This window comes from Klebsiella sp. CN_Kp113 (assembly GCF_040064585.1).
GTDB lineage: Bacteria > Pseudomonadota > Gammaproteobacteria > Enterobacterales > Enterobacteriaceae > Klebsiella > Klebsiella michiganensis.
In genome coordinates this window covers 15,009-32,023 of the sequence record NZ_JBEAID010000069.1, presented here as the reverse complement: position 1 = coordinate 32,023, position 17,015 = coordinate 15,009, and the positions used below count along the sequence as shown (strand labels likewise).

Sequence of the window (17,015 nt, the reverse complement as noted above, 5' to 3'; positions counted from 1 at the left end):
ACTTTGCGCGCGATAATAGCACACCCGGTTTTTTAGTTAAGCCATCAACCACTTCTGCCAGCTGGCGCTGACCTGTTCACGCTCCTGGCTAAACGCTTCTGGCGCCACGTTCCCCGGCTGCTCCTGCAGCGCCAGGTGATGGAGCGCATCGCGCAGCGTGGTGTAAGCGTGAGTTAACGCCCTCGCCTCTGCTTCGTCCATAATGTCGTTCTGCGCCAGCAGTTCCAGAATACGGACGTTATCGGACCAGCGCGTGAGCTTCGGTTTATCACTGGCATAGCGTAGGACCAGATACTGGGTAATAAATTCAATATCCGTGATACCCCCGGCATCGGCTTTAATATCAAAGCGATCGTGATGCTTATTCCCCAGGTGAGCGCGCATTTTTTCGCGCATTTCCCGCACTTCGGTCTGCAGTTTTTCGCCTTCTCGCGGGGTCGTAAGAATATCACGACGAATGGCGTCAAAGCGCGCCTGTAGCTCAGGATCGCCATACACTACGCGGGCGCGAACCAGCGCCTGATGCTCCCAGGTCCATGCCTCATTTTGTTGATAATCAGCAAAGGCATCGGCGGTGGTCACCAGCATGCCCGCCGCACCAGAAGGACGTAAGCGAGCGTCCACTTCGTACAGAATGCCCGACGAGGTGCGAGTGCTGAAAAGATGCATGATGCGCTGCGCCAGCCGCAGATAAAACTGACGACCGTCGATTTCGCGCTCGCCGTCGGTCATCACCTCCATCGGACAATCGTGGAGGAACACCAGATCGAGATCGGAACTGTAGCCCAGCTCCCAGCCCCCCAGCTTACCGTAGCCAACCACCGCAAAACCGCGCCCCTGGCGATCGTGCAGGTGCGTCGGCTGCCCGTAGCGGGCCACCATCTGCAGCCAGGCCTGCTGGACCACCGCGTCAATCATCGCCTCCGCCAGCCAGGTTAAGTGATCGCTCACTTTCATCACCGGCAGAGTTCCGGCGATATCGGCCGCGGCGATATGCAGCAGCTGCGCCTGCTTAAACTGGCGTAGCGCCTCCAGCTGCTGCTCTTCATCATCTTCCGGTACGCGCAGCAGATACTGGCGCAGTTCATCGCGATAGGCATCGGTGGCCGTTGGCTGATAAAGCGTATTCGGGTCCAGCAGCTCGTCCAGCAGCAGCGGATGGCGAGCCAGCTGGCTGGCGACCATCGGCGATGCCGCGCACAGGCTAATCAGGTGCTTTAACGCGCCGGGGAATTCGCTCAGCAGCTCCAGGTAAGTGGTGCGGGTGACAATCCCGGTGAGCAGCGGCGTAATGCGCGCCAGCGGCACCGGGGCATCCGCGCGCGAGCAGATTTCGCTGAGCAGATGCGGCATGAGCTGGTCGAGCACCTGACGGCCGCGCGGGCCAATCGTGCGCCGGTCCAGCTCTTTACGAAAATCGGCGATCAGCGCCAGCACGCTGCGGCGATCGCTGTCGGCGAGATGCGCCAGCGCCGGGCTGGTATCATCCTCCTGCAGCGCGTCCTGCCACAGTTCGCGCCAGTACTCTTCAAGCTGTTCATCCGGCGACTGGGTTTCATCGTCGCCGATCAATTCATTAAACACGCGCCGCACGTTGGCCATCTGCTCCGCCAGCCGCGCGCTGAGCGTATCCCAGTCGGCAGCCCCCATCCCCCAGGCCAGCCGGGCGCGATTAAGTTCATCCTGCGGCAGGGTTTGCGTCTGCTCGTCGTTGATGCTTTGCAGCAGGTTTTCCAGGCGACGCAAAAACAGATAGGCTTCGCGCAGCCTCTGCGCATCCCCTTCCGGCAGCAGGTGCAGCTCTTCGATAGCGGCCAGCGTCGGCAGCAAAGCCCGCTGTTGCAGCATCGGTTCGCGTCCGCCGCGAATCAGCTGGAAGACCTGGACGATAAACTCCACTTCGCGGATGCCGCCCGCGCCGAGCTTGATATTGTCCTTCAGTCCCCGACGGCGCACCTCACGGGCGATCATTCCCTTCATGTTGCGCAGAGACTGAATCACGCTGAAATCAATATAGCGGCGGAAGACAAACGGCCGCAGCATGGCGCGCAGTTCGCTGGCGTAAACGCCATCGTTATCGCCCATGATTCGCGCTTTCACCATCGCGTAGCGCTCCCAGTCGCGCCCCTGCTCCTGGTAATAATCCTCCAGCGCGGCAAAGCTCAGCACCAGCGGGCCGCTGTCGCCAAACGGGCGCAGGCGCATATCCACGCGGTAGACAAAGCCATCCTGGGTGGGCTGATCCAGCACCTTAATCAGGCGCTGCCCGAGGCGGGTAAAAAACTGGGCGTTGTCCAGCTCGCGACGGCCGCCGCGCGTGGCGCCATGCTCCGGCCAGGCGAAAATCAGATCGATGTCGGAGGAGAAATTCAGCTCGCCGCCGCCGAGCTTGCCCATCCCGAGGATCAGCAGCGGCTGCGGCGTACCTTCAGCATTACACGGAGTGCCCCATTCACGGCAGCAGGCGGCGTATAGCCAGTCGCGCGCGGCGACGATTAAGGTCTCCGCCAGCGCGCTTAGCTGCTGCAGGCTGCTCTCTTCGCTGACCAGCGATAGCGCCTGGGCCCAGGCGATACGCACCATGATCCGACGGCGAAACTGGCGCAGCTCGCGCATCAGCGCGGCTTCATCATTGACCTCGGCCAGGCGAACCTGCAGCGAGTCGGCATAGTGATGCCACTCCTGCGCCTCGGGAGGCGCACTTTCAAGCTCTGCCAGCCACTGCGGCTGCGCGATCAGACTCTGTTCGACGAAATCGCTAAAGGCCATGACCGATTGCGCCCGATCGCTCAACGTCGATACGGGAAAATCCGCTGGTAGCCGGCCTACGACCGTCTGCCAGTGCTGCTGTAATTGCGAAGAAAGCGGCATCTTAGGGGCTCCCTGGCCTGAAATTATCGTTTTCCACTATGCAGCCAGAACGGCTCCGCGGCCAGCGCCTGGCGACGAAAATATTCGATAACGCTGCTGTCGTTATGCGCAATCGCCCGGCGGGTTTCTTGCCAGTTTTCCAGCCACGGCGCGGCAGCGTCGATATAAGCGCCGGATAGCAGCTGAACGGTGTCAATTTCACGGGTCAGGCGCGGAAGCTGATCGACATAACCGTCAGCGGACGGCTGGCGGAAGGCGTTTTTCAGCTCCGCCGCCGCTCTGGAGAGCTGAATATCCGCGAAGCGTTTAAACGAACCGGCAATTTTCTGCTCTCCGGCTGCGTTCAGGAAGGGACGCCAGCCGCGGTTTATCAACAGATCGGTGAGCGTCAGCTTGGCTCTGACGGTCGCCACGCTGAAAAGCGCCGCCTGGGCGGTTTCGGCCTCCGCCAGCGCCGCCTCAGCTTCGCTCAGACGCTCACGCAGCAGCGTGGTGGCCTTGCGCGGGACAATACCGCCAAACAGCACCAGCGCGTGCCGCACGCGGGCGATAGCGTGCAAAATCTCCGCTTTCGCTTTTGCATTGCCGCGATTGAGGAGTTCATCATGATACAGCCAGTGCGCCAGCGCGCTTTCCAGCGCCGCTTCCAGACCCTGCTCGACGCTGGCCTTCGGCGCGACGCGAAGGATCGTTAACGCGGTCAGCGGACGTTCTTCATTGCCCTGCGCCAGATGATAACCGCGCGCCGCCTTGCTCAGGCTGCCCTGACGCAGTACGCCGGTATCCAGCAGGCGACGGGCAAGGGTCAGAATGTCCTGGGTAGTACCGGACAGCAGTTCCAGCTCCAGTTCACAAATCGGTTCCTGATGCTCGCCGGCTTTAACTTCGCCGCGGTCAAGCGCGATTTCAATTTCGCTGTCGCCTTCTTTGACCACCCATCTTTCACGCTCAAAATCGGTGCTGAAAAGCGGCTGTACGTTCTGTGCGAGCGCCGCCGGCAGTTCCCCCTGCGGCCAGACCTCAGCCGGCAGTTTCTCCAGCGCCAGCTCCGGGGTGTCCAGCGGAATGTTGTATTCCGGACGCTGATGCAGGCCGCCGACGACGCGCCCGGCGATTTTCAGCGTCATTTCATAGCGCCCCTGGTCGCCGCGAATGCGCAGCCCCATGTCGTGGCGGCGCAGCCAGTTATCCGCCGTTTCATAGTAAATATTCAGCAATTGACCCGCTGGCGTATGCTTTGCCTCCAGCGCGTTGAGGTGCTGACGCAGCGCGTCAACGCCATCCTGAGCGACGATAAACTTTAATTCGATTTCTTGAGCCATGACTGAATTCTTCCGCTTATATGCTGTGCCGGGAAATTGCGGCGAACTAACAACGATATTTCTTGTCAGTAAATAGTATTTTGCGGCGAATCGCCATGCAATGCGCATTTTGCCGGGCCACCTCCTGGATGATTCCGATTGTGGCGGAAAACTTTGCGTCGCTTCGGCGATGCCACTACTATCGTTCAACTTTTTATGACCAAACGATGACCTGATGCCAAAATTACGCCTTATTACATTGACTTTGCTGGCGCTGAGCGCCGCCACGGCGGTCCACGCGGAAGAAAAACGTTACGTTTCAGATGAACTGAATACCTGGGTGCGCAGCGGTCCGGGCGATAACTATCGTCTCGTGGGCACCATCAACGCCGGTGAAGAAGTCGCGGTGCTGCAAACCAACGACAGCACGAACTATGCTCAGGTACGCGACAACAGCGGCCGTACCGCCTGGATCCCCTTAAAAGAGCTGAGCAACGAGCCCAGCCTGCGCACCCGCGTGCCGGATCTGGAAAACCAGGTCAAAACCCTGACCGACAAACTCAACAACATCGACACCACCTGGAATCAGCGCACGGCGGACATGCAGAAGAAAGTCGCCGGTAGCGACGCCGTGATAAACGGTCTGAAAGAAGAGAACCAAAAGCTGAAAAATGAGCTGGTTGTCGCGCAGAAAAAGGTAAACGCCGCAAATCTGCAGCTTGATGACAAACAGCGCACCATTATCATGCAGTGGTTTATGTACGGCGGCGGCGTGCTGGGCGTCGGCCTGATCCTCGGACTGGTGTTGCCGCACCTGGTACCGAGCCGCAAACGCAAAGACCGCTGGATGAACTAATTCGTCTTCTCTGCCAGACTTACGTATCATCGTAAGAAAATAAAGACGGGAGAGTGAGGCGTGAAGGTTTATCTGGTCGGTGGTGCAGTACGAGATGCGTTATTAAGGCTACCGGTTAAAGACAAAGATTGGGTCGTGGTTGGCGCCACGCCTCAGCAACTTCTCGACGCGGGCTACCAGCAGGTAGGCCGTGATTTTCCCGTGTTCCTGCATCCGCAAAGCCGCGAAGAGTATGCGCTGGCGCGCACCGAGCGCAAGTCCGGCTCCGGCTACACCGGCTTTACCTGCTATGCCGCCGCTGACGTCACCCTTGAGCAAGACCTGCTGCGCCGCGATCTGACGATCAACGCGCTGGCCCAGGACGCCGACGGCCAGATTATCGATCCCTACGGCGGCCAGGCTGATTTACGCCAGCGCCTGCTGCGCCACGTCTCGCCCGCCTTTAGCGAGGACCCGCTACGCGTCCTGCGCGTGGCGCGTTTTGCCGCCCGCTACGCTCATCTGGGGTTCCGCATCGCCGATGAAACCATGGCGCTGATGCGGGCGATGGCCGATGCCGGCGAGCTGGCGCACCTCACGCCCGAGCGGGTGTGGAAAGAGACGGAAAGCGCCCTCTCCACCCGCAATCCGCAGGTCTTCTTCCAGACATTACGCGACTGCCGCGCGCTCAAGGTGCTGTTCCCGGAAGTCGACGCTCTTTATGGCGTACCGGCCCCGGCTAAATGGCACCCGGAAATCGACACTGGCCTGCACACGCTGATGACCGTCACCATGGCGGCGATGCTCTCGCCCGAAGTGGATGTCCGTTTTGCCACCCTATGCCACGACCTCGGGAAAGGGCTGACGCCGAAAGCGCTCTGGCCGCGCCATCATGGTCACGGTCCGGCTGGCGTTAAGCTGGTCGAGCAGCTCTGCGCCCGTTTGCGGGTGCCAAACGAGCTGCGCGACCTGGCAAAACTGGTCGCCGAATTTCACGATCTGATTCATACGCTGCCCATCCTGCAGCCGAAAACGCTGGTCAAGCTGTTCGATAATATCGACGCCTGGCGCAAGCCGCATCGTGTCAGGCAAATCGCGTTAACCAGCGAGGCCGACGTGCGCGGGCGCACCGGCTTTGAAGCCTGCGATTATCCGCAGGGTCGCCTGCTGCTGGAAGCCTGGGATGTTGCCCGGTCGGTTTCAACAAAAGAGGTGGTGGCGGAAGGTTTTCAGGGCGTTGAAATTCGTGAAGAGCTGACGCGTCGGCGGATTCAGGCCGTCGCCCGCTGGAAAGAAAAGCGTTGCCCTCAGCCGCGGGACTGAGGGCGGGCGCTTAGAAGAAGACCACGTAGACCGCTGCCGCAACGATAAAACGGTAGATGGCGAACGGGATAAACGAAATACGTTTAATCAGCTGCAGGAAGGTTTTAATCGCAATCAGCGCGACGATAAATGCCGTGATAAAACCGACGGCAAACATCGGAATATCGCCGGCGTTCAGGAAGCCAATGCTCTTGTACATATCCAGTACGGTTGCGCCCATCATCATCGGCACTGCCAGCAGGAACGAGAACTCAGAGGCCGCATAGCGGCTGACGCCCATCAGCATCCCGCCGGAAATCGTCGCCCCGGAACGCGAGAAGCCCGGCCACAGCGCCAGACACTGGAAGCAGCCGATGACGAACGCCTGACGATAGGTCATATCATCAATGCCCACCGCGCGCGGCTGTTTCGGCTTCAGCACTTCCGCCGCGATCAGCAGCACGCCGCCCACAATCAGCGCATACATCACGTTTATCGGGTTAAACAGCGACTTGATGGTATCGTGGAAAATCAGCCCCAGCACCACCGCCGGGATCATCCCCAAAAGAATATGGATAAGCGACAGGCGACCGCTGCCCTGGCCTTCATGCTCGGGCTTTTTGCCAAAATGAATGCCGATAAGACCAAACAGGCGGCGCCAGAACATCACCACAACGGCCAGAATGGAACCAAGCTGAATGACGACTTCAAACGTATTCGCGGTATCGCCTTCAAAACCCAGCAGATGACCGACAATAATCATATGACCAGTACTGGAGACAGGTAAAAATTCTGTCAAACCCTCAACCACACCCAATATTGCCGCTATCAGCAGCGAGTGTATATCGCTCATCCAATTAAACCCTTTAAAAAGTAAAATGAAAAAACCAGGAACGAAGAACCGAGCTATCAGGCGTGCTTATTTGGCCACAGACAGCGCGCAGAAAAGTGAGCGTACAGGTTGTACGCAAGGATTTCGAGCGCTATCACAGGGCAAAACGGCAAAGAAAATAGCCTGATGGCCGGATTCTATGACCGGTATAAACGCAATTTGTTTAACGAGTATGACCTGAAAAGTTTTGTTTCAGATTAAGGCCACGTTCAATAATGACGCCGACGTTAGCCGCCCGGGCTACCGCCCCAGGTTTGCTGACTTTAATACGTACCCATGGAGATTGAAACTTTTCCAGCAGCAGGTCGGCAATTTCTTCCGCCACGCGTTCCACCAGCGCAAAACGCCCGCCTTCGACGTGGCTGATTACCAGCTCGCTGATATCAGCATAGCTGAGACAATCGCTGACATCATCGCTGGCCGCCGCTTTGCGGTTATCCCACGCCATTTCGATATCGAACACCAGCTTCTGTTCGATGGTCTGTTCCCAGTCGTAAACACCAATTGTGGTGATTACCGAAAGTTGCTCTATAAATACAATATCCATCACGACCTGCCTGCTTTTTGGCTAAACCGGATACCACTTCCGGCCAATTATGCGTATTATCCACAGATGCAAAGACATCCCCTAAATAATTTGCGTTGCAGGAAGACAGCGACGCGGCAAGGCTCCAGGAGCATAGCGTCGCTATGGGTCCCGGCGAGCCAATGCGCGGACAACGCGCAGTGCGCAGGGGATAAAACGACACTTTCAAAATGGAACAGCTGATGAGTGCAATCGCGCCTGGACTGGTTATCCTCGCCTACCTCTGCGGCTCAATCTCCAGCGCCATTCTCGTTTGCCGCCTCGCTGGCCTTCCCGACCCTCGCGACAGCGGCTCCGGCAATCCAGGGGCGACGAACGTCCTGCGAATTGGCGGCAAGGGCGCAGCCGTAGCGGTGCTTATTTTTGACGTACTGAAAGGCATGCTGCCGGTCTGGGGCGCGTGGGCATTAGGCCTGACGCCGTTCTGGCTCGGCCTGGTGGCGATCGCCGCCTGCGTGGGCCATATCTGGCCGGTATTTTTTAACTTTCGCGGCGGTAAAGGCGTGGCCACCGCTTTCGGCGCCATTGCTCCTATCGGCTGGGATCTCACCGGCGTGATGGCCGGAACCTGGCTGCTGACGATTCTGCTCAGCGGCTACTCCTCGCTGGGGGCTATCGTGAGCGCGCTGATTGCGCCGTTCTATGTCTGGTGGTTCAAACCGCAGTACACTTTCCCGGTTTCGATGCTGTCATGCCTGATTCTGCTGCGCCATCACGACAACATACAGCGTCTGTGGCGTCGTCAGGAAACCCGCATCTGGACCCGGCTCAAAAAGAAGAAAAAAACGCCGGAGCAGAAATAAACGTTGCTGCGCCGCAACTCACGGCAAGTGAGTCCCAGGTGATTAAAGTAAACCAACGCGGCTGCGGCTCGAAGTATGACGGGCATAAGCTTTTCATATGACCGGGATGGTTGGCCCCCGATCAATACTCTTCGCTGCTGTTTTATCTTGATTTTGCAGGGGCGCGACATTGCACGGCACCGTGTTACCACAGAATAAAAAAGGCTGGCAGGCCTCGCTGGACCTCCAGTTTCAATTTCTCGGCGGGAAAACCACGCTCGCCTCCCGTCGTCATGTTGGTCCCCTCACCGTTCAGCGCCCGTTTTATCCCGAAGAAGAGACCTGCCACCTCTATCTGCTTCATCCGCCCGGCGGTATCGTCGGCGGCGATGAGCTCACCATTAGCGCGACGATGGATCCCGGGTGCCACACGCTGATCACCATGCCCGGCGCCAGCAAGTTCTATCGCAGCAGCGGCGCGCAGGCGCGTCTTCAGCAAACCCTGACGCTGGCCGAAAACTCAACGCTCGAGTGGCTGCCGCAGGACGCGATCTTCTTTCCCGGCGCCAACGCCGCTTTGTCTACCGCCTTTCATCTCGCCGCCTCCAGCACGCTGCTGGCGTGGGACCTGCTGTGCCTTGGCCGGCCGGTCATCGGCGAAGCCTTTAGCCACGGCGCGCTCGCCAATCGCCTGGAGGTGTGGGTCGGCGGCTCTCCGCTGCTGATTGAGCGCCTGAGCCTGGCCGATGGACAGCTGGCCTGCGTCGCGCAGCAGCCGTGGGTGGGAACGATGCTGTTCTACCCGGCGAACGAAACGCTGCTCGAAGGCGTACGCGAAAAACTTACGCCGCTGGCAAACTACGCCGGCGCGACGCTCACCGACGGTCTGCTGACGGTACGCTTTCTAAGTGACGATAATCTGCTTTGCCAGCGGGCGATGCGCGATATCTGGCAATTTATGCGCCCGCACCTGACCGGCAAATCTCCGGTACTCCCCCGAATCTGGCTGACTTAAGAGAACGCTATGGAACTGACACCCAGAGAAAAAGACAAGCTGTTGCTGTTTACCGCCGCGCTGGTGGCGGAGCGTCGCCTGGCCCGCGGTCTGAAGCTCAACTATCCCGAATCCGTGGCCCTGATTAGCGCCTTTATTATGGAGGGCGCGCGCGATGGCAGAAGCGTCGCGGCGCTGATGGAAGAAGGACGCCACGTCCTGAGCCGCGACCAGGTCATGGAAGGCGTGCCGGAAATGATCCCCGATATCCAGGTCGAAGCCACCTTCCCGGACGGCTCGAAGCTGGTTACCGTCCATAACCCGATAATCTGAGGTAGCGCGATGATCCCAGGAGAATATCAGGTAAAACCCGGCCAGATAGCGATTAACGTCGGCCGCGCCACCTGCTGCATTATCGTTGAAAATCACGGCGACCGGCCGATTCAGGTCGGCTCGCATTACCACTTCGCCGAGGTCAACCCGGCGCTGAAGTTCGATCGCCAGCAGGCGACCGGCTATCGCCTGAATATCGCCGCCGGCACCGCAGTGCGCTTCGAACCGGGCCAAAAGCGCGAGGTGGAGCTGGTGGCGCTGGCTGGAACCCGCGCGGTGTACGGTTTCCGCGGAGACGTTATGGGCGCGCTGGAGGCAAACGATGAGTGACATTTCACGTCAGGCCTATGCCGACATGTTCGGCCCCACCACCGGCGATAAAGTTCGCCTGGCGGACACCGAGCTGTGGATCGAGGTCGAAGATGATTTGACCACCTACGGCGAAGAGGTCAAATTCGGCGGTGGCAAAGTGATCCGCGACGGTATGGGCCAGGGACAGATGCTTTCCGCCGGGTGTGTGGATCTGGTGCTGACCAATGCCCTGATCGTCGATTACTGGGGGATCGTCAAAGCCGATATTGGCGTCAAAGACGGGCGGATCTTCGCGATCGGCAAAGCCGGCAACCCGGATATTCAGCCCAACGTCACGATCCCGATCGGCGCGGCCACGGAAATTATTGCGGCGGAAGGCAAGATCGTCACCGCCGGCGGCGTCGATACGCATATTCACTGGATCTGTCCGCAGCAGGCGGAAGAGGCGCTGGTCTCCGGCGTCACCACCATGATCGGCGGCGGGACCGGCCCGGCGGCGGGCACCAACGCCACGACCTGCACGCCCGGGCCGTGGTACATCTCGCGGATGCTGCAGGCCGCGGACAGCCTGCCGGTCAATATTGGCCTGCTGGGTAAAGGCAATGGTTCGAATCCGGATGCGCTGCGTGAGCAGGTTGCGGCCGGGGTTATCGGCCTGAAGATTCACGAAGACTGGGGCGCGACCCCGGCGGCAATCGACTGCGCGCTGACGGTGGCCGACGAAATGGACGTGCAGGTCGCGCTGCACAGCGACACCCTCAATGAGTCCGGATTCGTTGAGGATACCCTGGCGGCCATCGGCGGGCGCACTATCCATACTTTCCATACCGAAGGCGCGGGCGGCGGCCATGCGCCGGATATTATTACCGCCTGCGCGCACCCCAATATTCTGCCCTCGTCAACCAACCCGACGCTGCCCTATACCGTCAACACCATTGACGAACATCTGGATATGCTGATGGTTTGCCATCATCTCGACCCGGATATCGCCGAGGACGTGGCGTTTGCCGAATCGCGCATTCGGCGGGAAACCATTGCCGCGGAAGACGTCCTGCACGATCTGGGCGCCTTCTCCCTCACCTCGTCTGATTCACAGGCGATGGGCCGCGTCGGCGAAGTGGTGTTGCGCACCTGGCAGGTGGCGCACCGGATGAAGGTCCAGCGCGGCCCGCTGGCGGAAGAGAGCGGCGATAACGACAACTTCCGCGTGAAGCGCTATATCGCCAAGTACACCATTAATCCGGCGTTAACCCACGGTATCGCCCATGAAGTCGGTTCGATTGAAGTGGGGAAACTGGCGGATCTGGTGCTGTGGTCCCCGGCGTTCTTCGGCGTGAAGCCGGCGACGATCGTCAAAGGCGGCATGATCGCGATGGCGCCGATGGGCGACATCAACGCCTCTATCCCGACGCCGCAGCCGGTGCACTATCGCCCGATGTTCGGCGCGCTGGGCAGCGCTCGCCACCGCTGCCGTTTGACCTTTCTGTCGCAGGCGGCGGCGGAAAACGGCGTCGCTGAACGGCTGAACCTGCACAGCGCGACGGCGGTGGTTAAAGGCTGCCGCACGGTACAAAAAGGCGATATGCACCACAACGGCCTGCTGCCCACTATTACCGTGGATTCGCAAACCTACGAGGTGCGCATCGACGGCGAACTGATAACCAGCGAACCGGCGGACGTGTTACCGATGGCGCAACGTTATTTCCTGTTTTAAGGAGCGCAAATGCTTTATTTGACCCAACGGGTGGAGACCCCGGCGCAGGCCACGGCCAGCGTTACCCTGCCGATTGACGTGCGGGTAAAAAGCCGCATTAAAGTCACGCTTAACGATGGCCGTCAGGCGGGCCTGCTGCTGCCGCGCGGTCTGCTGCTGCGCGGCGGCGACATTCTCAGTAACGAAAACGGCAGCGAATTCGTTGAAGTGATCGCCGCTGATGAAGCCGTTTCGGTCGTACGCTGCGCCGATCCTTTTATGCTGGCGAAGGCCTGCTATCACCTTGGCAATCGCCACGTGCCGCTACAGATTATGCCCGGCGAGCTGCGCTATCATCACGATCACGTCCTGGACGATATGCTGCGCCAGTTTGGCCTGGCCGTGGATTTCGCGCATCTGCCGTTTGAACCGGAAGCCGGCGCCTACGCCAGCGAATCGCACGGCCATCACCACCACCATCACGATCGTGAGCACAGCCACTAAATGCCGACGCCGGAAAAACGTCTGCGCTTGATGCAGCTTGCCAGCAGCAGCCTCCCGGTTGGCGGCTACAGCTGGTCCCAGGGGCTGGAGTGGGCGGTGGAAGCGGGCTGGGTAGCGGATACCGCCGCCTTTGAGCGCTGGCAGCTGCGCCAAATGGAGCAGAGCTTTTTTACCGTCGACCTGCCGCTGTTTGCCCGCCTCTACCGGGCCTGCGAAGCGGGCGATCTGGCCTGCGCCCGGCGCTGGACCGCTTATCTGCTCGCCTGCCGGGAAACCCGTGAGCTGCGCGATGAAGAGCGCAACCGCGGCGCGGCCTTCACCCGGCTGCTGGCCGACTGGCAGCCGGACTGCCCGCCCGAGTGGCGCAAGCTGTGCCAGCAAAGTCAGCTAACCGGCATGGCGTGGCTCGGCGTACGCTGGCAAATCGCCATTCCTGACCTGGCCCTGAGCCTTGGCTATAGCTGGATTGAAAGCGCGGTGATGGCGGGCGTCAAGCTGGTGCCCTTTGGCCAGCAGGCGGCCCAGCAGTTGATTCTTCGCCTGTGCGACCGCTACGCGGCGGACATGGACAGCGCCCTGGCGACCCCGGACGACGCCATCGGTTCGGCGACGCCGCTTGCGGCTATCGCTTCCGCCCGGCACGAAACCCAGTATTCCCGATTATTCCGTTCTTAGGAGAAGGTATGAACATGATTAAGCAACCGCTGCGCGTCGGCGTCGGCGGCCCGGTCGGCTCCGGAAAAACCGCGCTTCTGGAAGCCCTCTGCAAAGCCATGCGCGACACCTGGCAGCTGGCGGTGGTGACCAACGATATCTACACCAAAGAAGATCAGCGCATTCTCACCGAGGCTGGCGCCCTGGAGCCTGAACGAATTGTCGGCGTCGAAACCGGCGGCTGCCCGCATACCGCTATTCGGGAAGATGCGTCGATGAACCTTGCCGCGGTGGAAGCGCTGAGCGAGAAATTCGGCAATCTCGATCTCATCTTTGTAGAAAGCGGCGGCGATAATCTGAGCGCCACCTTCAGCCCGGAGCTGGCGGATCTCACCATCTACGTCATCGACGTGGCGGAAGGGGAAAAAATCCCGCGCAAAGGCGGACCGGGGATCACCAAATCCGACTTCCTGGTGATCAACAAAACCGATCTTGCACCGTACGTGGGCGCGTCTCTGGAAGTGATGGAGCGCGATACCCTGCGCATGCGCGGCGAACGCCCGTGGAGCTTCACCAACCTGAAAAGCGGCGACGGCCTGCAAAATATCATCGCCTTTATCGAAGACAAAGGCATGCTCGGCAAGTAACCCCTGCACCATCCCGGCGCAGAGGTGTCGGGATGGTGCATACCCTGCCCTCTCTTTAACCATCCCCTTCATGAAGCCCTGATAGCGCCTGCCCTGCGATGTGGCATAAGGTTTGCTAATTCCAGTCATGCCTAACCATTAAGGAATGACTATGTCATCACTGGATATAAAAACTGATTTACCTGCGCAAACCAGTGCCTCCGGCTCCAAAGAAACGCTGGAAGATTATACCCTTCGCTATGCTCCGCTGAGCTTTCGCCGCTGGGGACCGGGGGTTGTCGCGGTGACCGCATTGGGCGGCATCGCCTATCTGGCTGACTTTTCTATCGGCGCCAGCATCGGCATGGCCTGGGGCACCACCAATGCGATTTACGCGATCCTGCTGGCGGCACTGGTTATTTTTCTTACCGGTATTCCGCTGGCGATTACCGCCGCGCGCTATAACATCGACCTCGACCTGATCACCCGCAGCGCCGGTTTCGGCTACTTTGGTTCGGTGATCACCAGCATTATCTTCGCCGGATTTACCTTTATCTTCTTCGCGCTTGAAGGCTCGATCATGGCGCAGGGGCTGCTGGTGGGCCTGGGGATCCCGCTGTGGATGGGCTACCTCATCGCCACGCTGATGGTCTTGCCGCTGGTGGTCTACGGCATGAAGGCGCTGACTCGCCTTCAGGTCTGGACGACACCGCTGTGGCTGGTCCTGATGGTGGTTCCGGTGGCGTGGCTTATCGCCAAAGATCCGGATCTGGTGGACGGCTTTATGAACTTCGCCGGTAAAAACAACGCCTCAACGGTAGATTTAACCGCCATTATGCTCGGCGCGGGGGTCTGCCTGTCGCTGATCATGCAGATTGGCGAGCAGATCGACTATCTGCGCTTTATGCCGCCGAAGACCGCGGAAAACAGCAAAAGCTGGTGGCTGGCGGTGTTCTCCGCCGGCCCGGGCTGGGTCGTATTAGGCGCGATTAAACAGATTATCGGCGCTTTCCTCGGCTTCTATCTGCTGACCCGCTTCCCGGCGGTGCACAACACCGAACCGGTGCAACAGTTCGTCAGCGTCTTCGATAACCTGGTCCCCGGCTGGCTGGCGCTCACCCTCGCGGTGGTGCTGGTGGTTATCTCGCAGATTAAAATTAACGTCACCAACGCCTATTCCGGCTCTCTGGCGTGGACCAGCGCCTGGACGCGCACCACCAAACGTTATCCGGGGCGGATTATTTTCGTCATCGTCAACCTGACGATTGCCCTTGCCCTGATGGAAGGCGACATGTTTAGCGCTCTGGCGTGGATCCTCGGCTTCTATTCTAACTTTGCCATCGCCTGGGTGGTGGTGGTCGCCACCGACATCACCGTCAACAAAGGGGTGCTGAAGCTGGCGCCGGCGCAGCCGGAGTATCGCCGCGGGATGATCTACAACGTCAACCCGGTAGGCGTGGTCTCTTTTGCCCTCGCGGCAGGACTTTCGATTAGCGCCTTCTTCGGCCTGTTGGGCGAAACGCTGGCGCCGTTCTCGCCGCTGATTGCGCTGGCGGTGGCTTTCGTGATGACGCCGGTCATGGGGATCGCCACCCGCGGGCGCTATTACATTAAACAGCACGATGATGGTATCGCCGAGCCGCGCTACGATGCGCAGGGTAACGCGTCGATCACCGTTTACCGCTGCCTGAGCTGCCGGGAAGAGTACGAACGTCCTGACGTGATGCATTCGCACAAGCACCAGGGGGCGATTTGCTCGCTGTGTAAGAGTATGGAATAAGTCGCGAAGGCAGGCCGACAGGACGTCGGCCAGTGAAATATCAGACGTTATGCCGCCGGAAGCTCGGCCAGCGGCCAGCGCGGACGAACGGTGACGCCGAGCTCCGCTTTAGCGCCGGAGCGCAGACGGACCATCCCCGCATAGGCAATCATCGCGCCGTTATCGGTACAGAATTCAGGACGAGCGTAGAAGACTTCACCACCGCGCTTTTTCATCATTTCCGCCAGCTTTGCGCGCAGCGTACGGTTCGCGCTGACGCCCCCCGCCATCACCAGCCGTTTAAAGCCGGTTTGATCCAGCGCGCGGCGGCACTTAATCATCAGCGTATCCACGACCGCATCTTCGAAAGCGCGGGCGATATCGGCGCGGGTTTGATCGTCATCGCCGTTGCTGCGAATGGTGTTCGCGGCAAAGGTCTTGAGGCCAGAAAAGCTGAAATCCAGCCCGGGGCGGTCGGTCATCGGGCGCGGGAAGACAAAGCGCCCTTCGGTGCCCTGGGAGGCCATCTTCGACAGCATCGGGCCGCCGGGATAATCCAGCCCCAGCAGTTTCGCTGTCTTATCGAAGGCTTCGCCCGCCGCGTCGTCAATCGATTCGCCCAGCAGTTCATACTGGCCAATGCCGGTGACGCTGATCAGCTGGGTATGGCCGCCGGAAACCAGCAGGGCGACAAAAGGATACTGCGGCGGATTATCTTCCAGCATCGGCGCCAGCAGATGCCCTTCCATATGGTGTACCGGGATCGCCGGCACGTTCCAGGCGAACGCCAGCGAACGGCCAACCGTTGCGCCGACCAGCAGCGCGCCCACCAGGCCGGGGCCCGCCGTATACGCAACGGCATCGATATCCTTTGCCGTCAGCCCGGCTTCCTTGAGCGCCGCCTGAATCAGGGGGACGGTTTTACGTACGTGGTCGCGCGAGGCCAGTTCGGGCACCACGCCGCCGTAGTCAGCGTGCAATTTCACCTGACTATACAGCTGGTTGGCTAACAGACCTTTTTCGTCGTCATAAATGGCGATGCCGGTTTCATCGCAGGATGTTTCAATTCCCAGTACACGCATGGCTAGTTTTACCTCGTTTCAATACCGCGCAGTGTAGGACCAATGCGGGTTGATGTAAAACTTTCCTCACCCCTGGCGTTCACTTCGTGTATACTCCCTGTCCTTATAAAAGTCCCTTTCAAAAATCGCGTCGGTGCTTTACAAAGCAGCAGCAATTGCAGTAAAATTCCGCACCATTTTGAAATAAGCTGGCGCTGATGCCAGCGGCAAACCGAATTTATCAAAGGTGAGAGTTACATGCCGGTAATTAAAGTACGTGAAAACGAGCCGTTCGACGTAGCGCTGCGTCGCTTCAAACGTTCATGCGAAAAAGCAGGTGTTCTGGCGGAAGTTCGTCGTCGTGAGTTCTATGAAAAACCGACTACCGAACGTAAACGCGCTAAAGCTTCCGCAGTGAAACGTCACGCGAAGAAACTGGCTCGCGAAAACGCACGCCGCACTCGTCTGTACTAATCTGTTGGGAGCCAGGCTCTCAATTCAGACCGAGTT

The 17,015-nt window shown here is 59.5% G+C and carries 17 protein-coding genes and 1 pseudogene; 12 read left to right on the top strand and 6 right to left on the bottom strand.

The window, feature by feature from the left end:
- Positions 1-36 precede the first annotated feature (36 nt).
- Complete coding sequence (glnE, locus tag ABLV30_RS27150; RefSeq protein ID WP_148851155.1) at positions 37-2,871, bottom strand: bifunctional [glutamate--ammonia ligase]-adenylyl-L-tyrosine phosphorylase/[glutamate--ammonia-ligase] adenylyltransferase; 2,835 nt, start codon at positions 2,869-2,871, stop codon at positions 37-39.
- A gap of 23 nt (positions 2,872-2,894) precedes the next feature.
- Positions 2,895-4,193: an inorganic triphosphatase gene (locus ABLV30_RS27145; RefSeq protein ID WP_014226885.1), complete on the bottom strand. Its 1,299-nt coding sequence runs from the start codon at positions 4,191-4,193 to the stop codon at positions 2,895-2,897.
- Between the two features lie 214 nt (positions 4,194-4,407).
- Between ABLV30_RS27145 and ABLV30_RS27140 the strand changes: the two genes are divergently transcribed.
- Positions 4,408-5,028, top strand: coding sequence for a TIGR04211 family SH3 domain-containing protein (locus ABLV30_RS27140; RefSeq protein WP_014226886.1), 621 nt, complete (start codon positions 4,408-4,410; stop codon positions 5,026-5,028).
- A 60-nt stretch (positions 5,029-5,088) separates the two neighbouring features.
- Entirely contained in the window at positions 5,089-6,330 is a 1,242-nt protein-coding gene (locus tag ABLV30_RS27135) for a multifunctional CCA addition/repair protein (protein WP_014226887.1), read from the top strand.
- A gap of 10 nt (positions 6,331-6,340) precedes the next feature.
- Here ABLV30_RS27135 and bacA read toward each other — a convergent pair whose 3' ends face one another.
- A complete protein-coding gene (bacA, locus tag ABLV30_RS27130; protein ID WP_004854277.1) occupies positions 6,341-7,162 on the bottom strand; it encodes an undecaprenyl-diphosphate phosphatase in 822 nt (273 codons plus the stop codon).
- 202 nt (positions 7,163-7,364) lie between these two features.
- The gene (gene folB, locus ABLV30_RS27125; protein ID WP_014226889.1) at positions 7,365-7,748 is read right to left on the bottom strand and encodes a bifunctional dihydroneopterin aldolase/7,8-dihydroneopterin epimerase; all 384 of its coding nucleotides are present in this window, start codon (positions 7,746-7,748) and stop codon (positions 7,365-7,367) included.
- Between the two features lie 221 nt (positions 7,749-7,969).
- Here folB and plsY point away from each other — a divergent pair, with 221 nt between their 5' ends.
- On the top strand, positions 7,970-8,590 hold the full coding sequence (plsY, locus tag ABLV30_RS27120; RefSeq protein WP_004854283.1) for a glycerol-3-phosphate 1-O-acyltransferase PlsY: 621 nt from the start codon (positions 7,970-7,972) through the stop codon (positions 8,588-8,590).
- Between the two features lie 96 nt (positions 8,591-8,686).
- Here the strand turns inward: plsY and ABLV30_RS27115 are convergent.
- Positions 8,687-8,770 (bottom strand): annotated as a pseudogene (locus ABLV30_RS27115) (short-chain dehydrogenase); the annotation flags it as partial.
- Between ABLV30_RS27115 and ABLV30_RS27110 the strand changes: the two are divergent.
- The 8 genes from ABLV30_RS27110 (at position 8,760) to ABLV30_RS27075 (ending at position 15,465) form a co-directional block, all read left to right on the top strand.
- Positions 8,760-9,584, top strand: coding sequence for an urease accessory protein UreD (locus tag ABLV30_RS27110; protein ID WP_048260458.1), 825 nt, complete (start codon positions 8,760-8,762; stop codon positions 9,582-9,584). The pseudogene ABLV30_RS27115 and the gene ABLV30_RS27110 sit on opposite strands and share 11 nt — an antisense overlap.
- Before the next feature lie 9 nt (positions 9,585-9,593).
- Positions 9,594-9,896 carry an urease subunit gamma gene (locus ABLV30_RS27105; protein WP_025105909.1) on the top strand — a complete coding sequence of 101 codons (303 nt, stop codon included), beginning with the start codon at positions 9,594-9,596 and terminating at the stop codon, positions 9,894-9,896.
- Positions 9,897-9,905: 9 nt separating this feature from the next.
- Positions 9,906-10,226 (top strand): urease subunit beta, encoded by a 321-nt coding sequence (locus tag ABLV30_RS27100; RefSeq protein WP_014226892.1) that lies wholly within the window; start codon positions 9,906-9,908, stop codon positions 10,224-10,226.
- A complete protein-coding gene (ureC, locus tag ABLV30_RS27095) occupies positions 10,219-11,922 on the top strand; it encodes an urease subunit alpha (RefSeq protein ID WP_014839580.1) in 1,704 nt (567 codons plus the stop codon). Before ABLV30_RS27100 ends, ureC begins: the two co-directional genes overlap by 8 nt.
- Positions 11,923-11,931: 9 nt before the next feature.
- Complete coding sequence (ureE, locus tag ABLV30_RS27090) at positions 11,932-12,405, top strand: urease accessory protein UreE (protein WP_148849810.1); 474 nt, start codon at positions 11,932-11,934, stop codon at positions 12,403-12,405.
- Positions 12,406-13,080 carry an urease accessory protein UreF gene (locus ABLV30_RS27085; protein ID WP_014226895.1) on the top strand — a complete coding sequence of 225 codons (675 nt, stop codon included), beginning with the start codon at positions 12,406-12,408 and terminating at the stop codon, positions 13,078-13,080.
- 8 nt (positions 13,081-13,088) lie between these two features.
- Entirely contained in the window at positions 13,089-13,706 is a 618-nt protein-coding gene (ureG, locus tag ABLV30_RS27080) for an urease accessory protein UreG (protein ID WP_004105899.1), read from the top strand.
- Positions 13,707-13,857: 151 nt separating this feature from the next.
- Entirely contained in the window at positions 13,858-15,465 is a 1,608-nt protein-coding gene (locus tag ABLV30_RS27075; protein WP_025105908.1) for a cytosine permease, read from the top strand.
- 47 nt (positions 15,466-15,512) lie between these two features.
- On the opposite strand, the gene tsaD is transcribed toward ABLV30_RS27075, so the two are convergent.
- Positions 15,513-16,526, bottom strand: coding sequence for a tRNA (adenosine(37)-N6)-threonylcarbamoyltransferase complex transferase subunit TsaD (tsaD, locus tag ABLV30_RS27070; RefSeq protein ID WP_025105907.1), 1,014 nt, complete (start codon positions 16,524-16,526; stop codon positions 15,513-15,515).
- 237 nt (positions 16,527-16,763) lie between these two features.
- Here tsaD and rpsU point away from each other — a divergent pair, with 237 nt between their 5' ends.
- Positions 16,764-16,979: a 30S ribosomal protein S21 gene (gene rpsU / locus ABLV30_RS27065; RefSeq protein WP_001144069.1), complete on the top strand. Its 216-nt coding sequence runs from the start codon at positions 16,764-16,766 to the stop codon at positions 16,977-16,979.
- Positions 16,980-17,015: the final 36 nt, after the last annotated feature.

Excerpts from the sequence above, each read along its gene's own strand:
- glnE (WP_148851155.1), bottom strand. The coding sequence starts at position 2,871 with ATGCCGCTTTCTTCGCAATTACAGCAGCACTGGCAGACGGTCGTAGGC.
- ABLV30_RS27145 (WP_014226885.1), bottom strand. The coding sequence starts at position 4,193 with ATGGCTCAAGAAATCGAATTAAAGTTTATCGTCGCTCAGGATGGCGTT.
- ABLV30_RS27140 (WP_014226886.1), top strand. The coding sequence starts at position 4,408 with ATGCCAAAATTACGCCTTATTACATTGACTTTGCTGGCGCTGAGCGCC.
- bacA (WP_004854277.1), bottom strand. The coding sequence starts at position 7,162 with ATGAGCGATATACACTCGCTGCTGATAGCGGCAATATTGGGTGTGGTT.
- folB (WP_014226889.1), bottom strand. The coding sequence starts at position 7,748 with ATGGATATTGTATTTATAGAGCAACTTTCGGTAATCACCACAATTGGT.
- plsY (WP_004854283.1), top strand. The coding sequence starts at position 7,970 with ATGAGTGCAATCGCGCCTGGACTGGTTATCCTCGCCTACCTCTGCGGC.
- ABLV30_RS27105 (WP_025105909.1), top strand. The coding sequence starts at position 9,594 with ATGGAACTGACACCCAGAGAAAAAGACAAGCTGTTGCTGTTTACCGCC.
- ABLV30_RS27100 (WP_014226892.1), top strand. The coding sequence starts at position 9,906 with ATGATCCCAGGAGAATATCAGGTAAAACCCGGCCAGATAGCGATTAAC.
- ureC (WP_014839580.1), top strand. The coding sequence starts at position 10,219 with ATGAGTGACATTTCACGTCAGGCCTATGCCGACATGTTCGGCCCCACC.
- ureE (WP_148849810.1), top strand. The coding sequence starts at position 11,932 with ATGCTTTATTTGACCCAACGGGTGGAGACCCCGGCGCAGGCCACGGCC.
- ABLV30_RS27085 (WP_014226895.1), top strand. The coding sequence starts at position 12,406 with ATGCCGACGCCGGAAAAACGTCTGCGCTTGATGCAGCTTGCCAGCAGC.
- ureG (WP_004105899.1), top strand. The coding sequence starts at position 13,089 with ATGAACATGATTAAGCAACCGCTGCGCGTCGGCGTCGGCGGCCCGGTC.
- ABLV30_RS27075 (WP_025105908.1), top strand. The coding sequence starts at position 13,858 with ATGTCATCACTGGATATAAAAACTGATTTACCTGCGCAAACCAGTGCC.
- tsaD (WP_025105907.1), bottom strand. The coding sequence starts at position 16,526 with ATGCGTGTACTGGGAATTGAAACATCCTGCGATGAAACCGGCATCGCC.
- rpsU (WP_001144069.1), top strand. The coding sequence starts at position 16,764 with ATGCCGGTAATTAAAGTACGTGAAAACGAGCCGTTCGACGTAGCGCTG.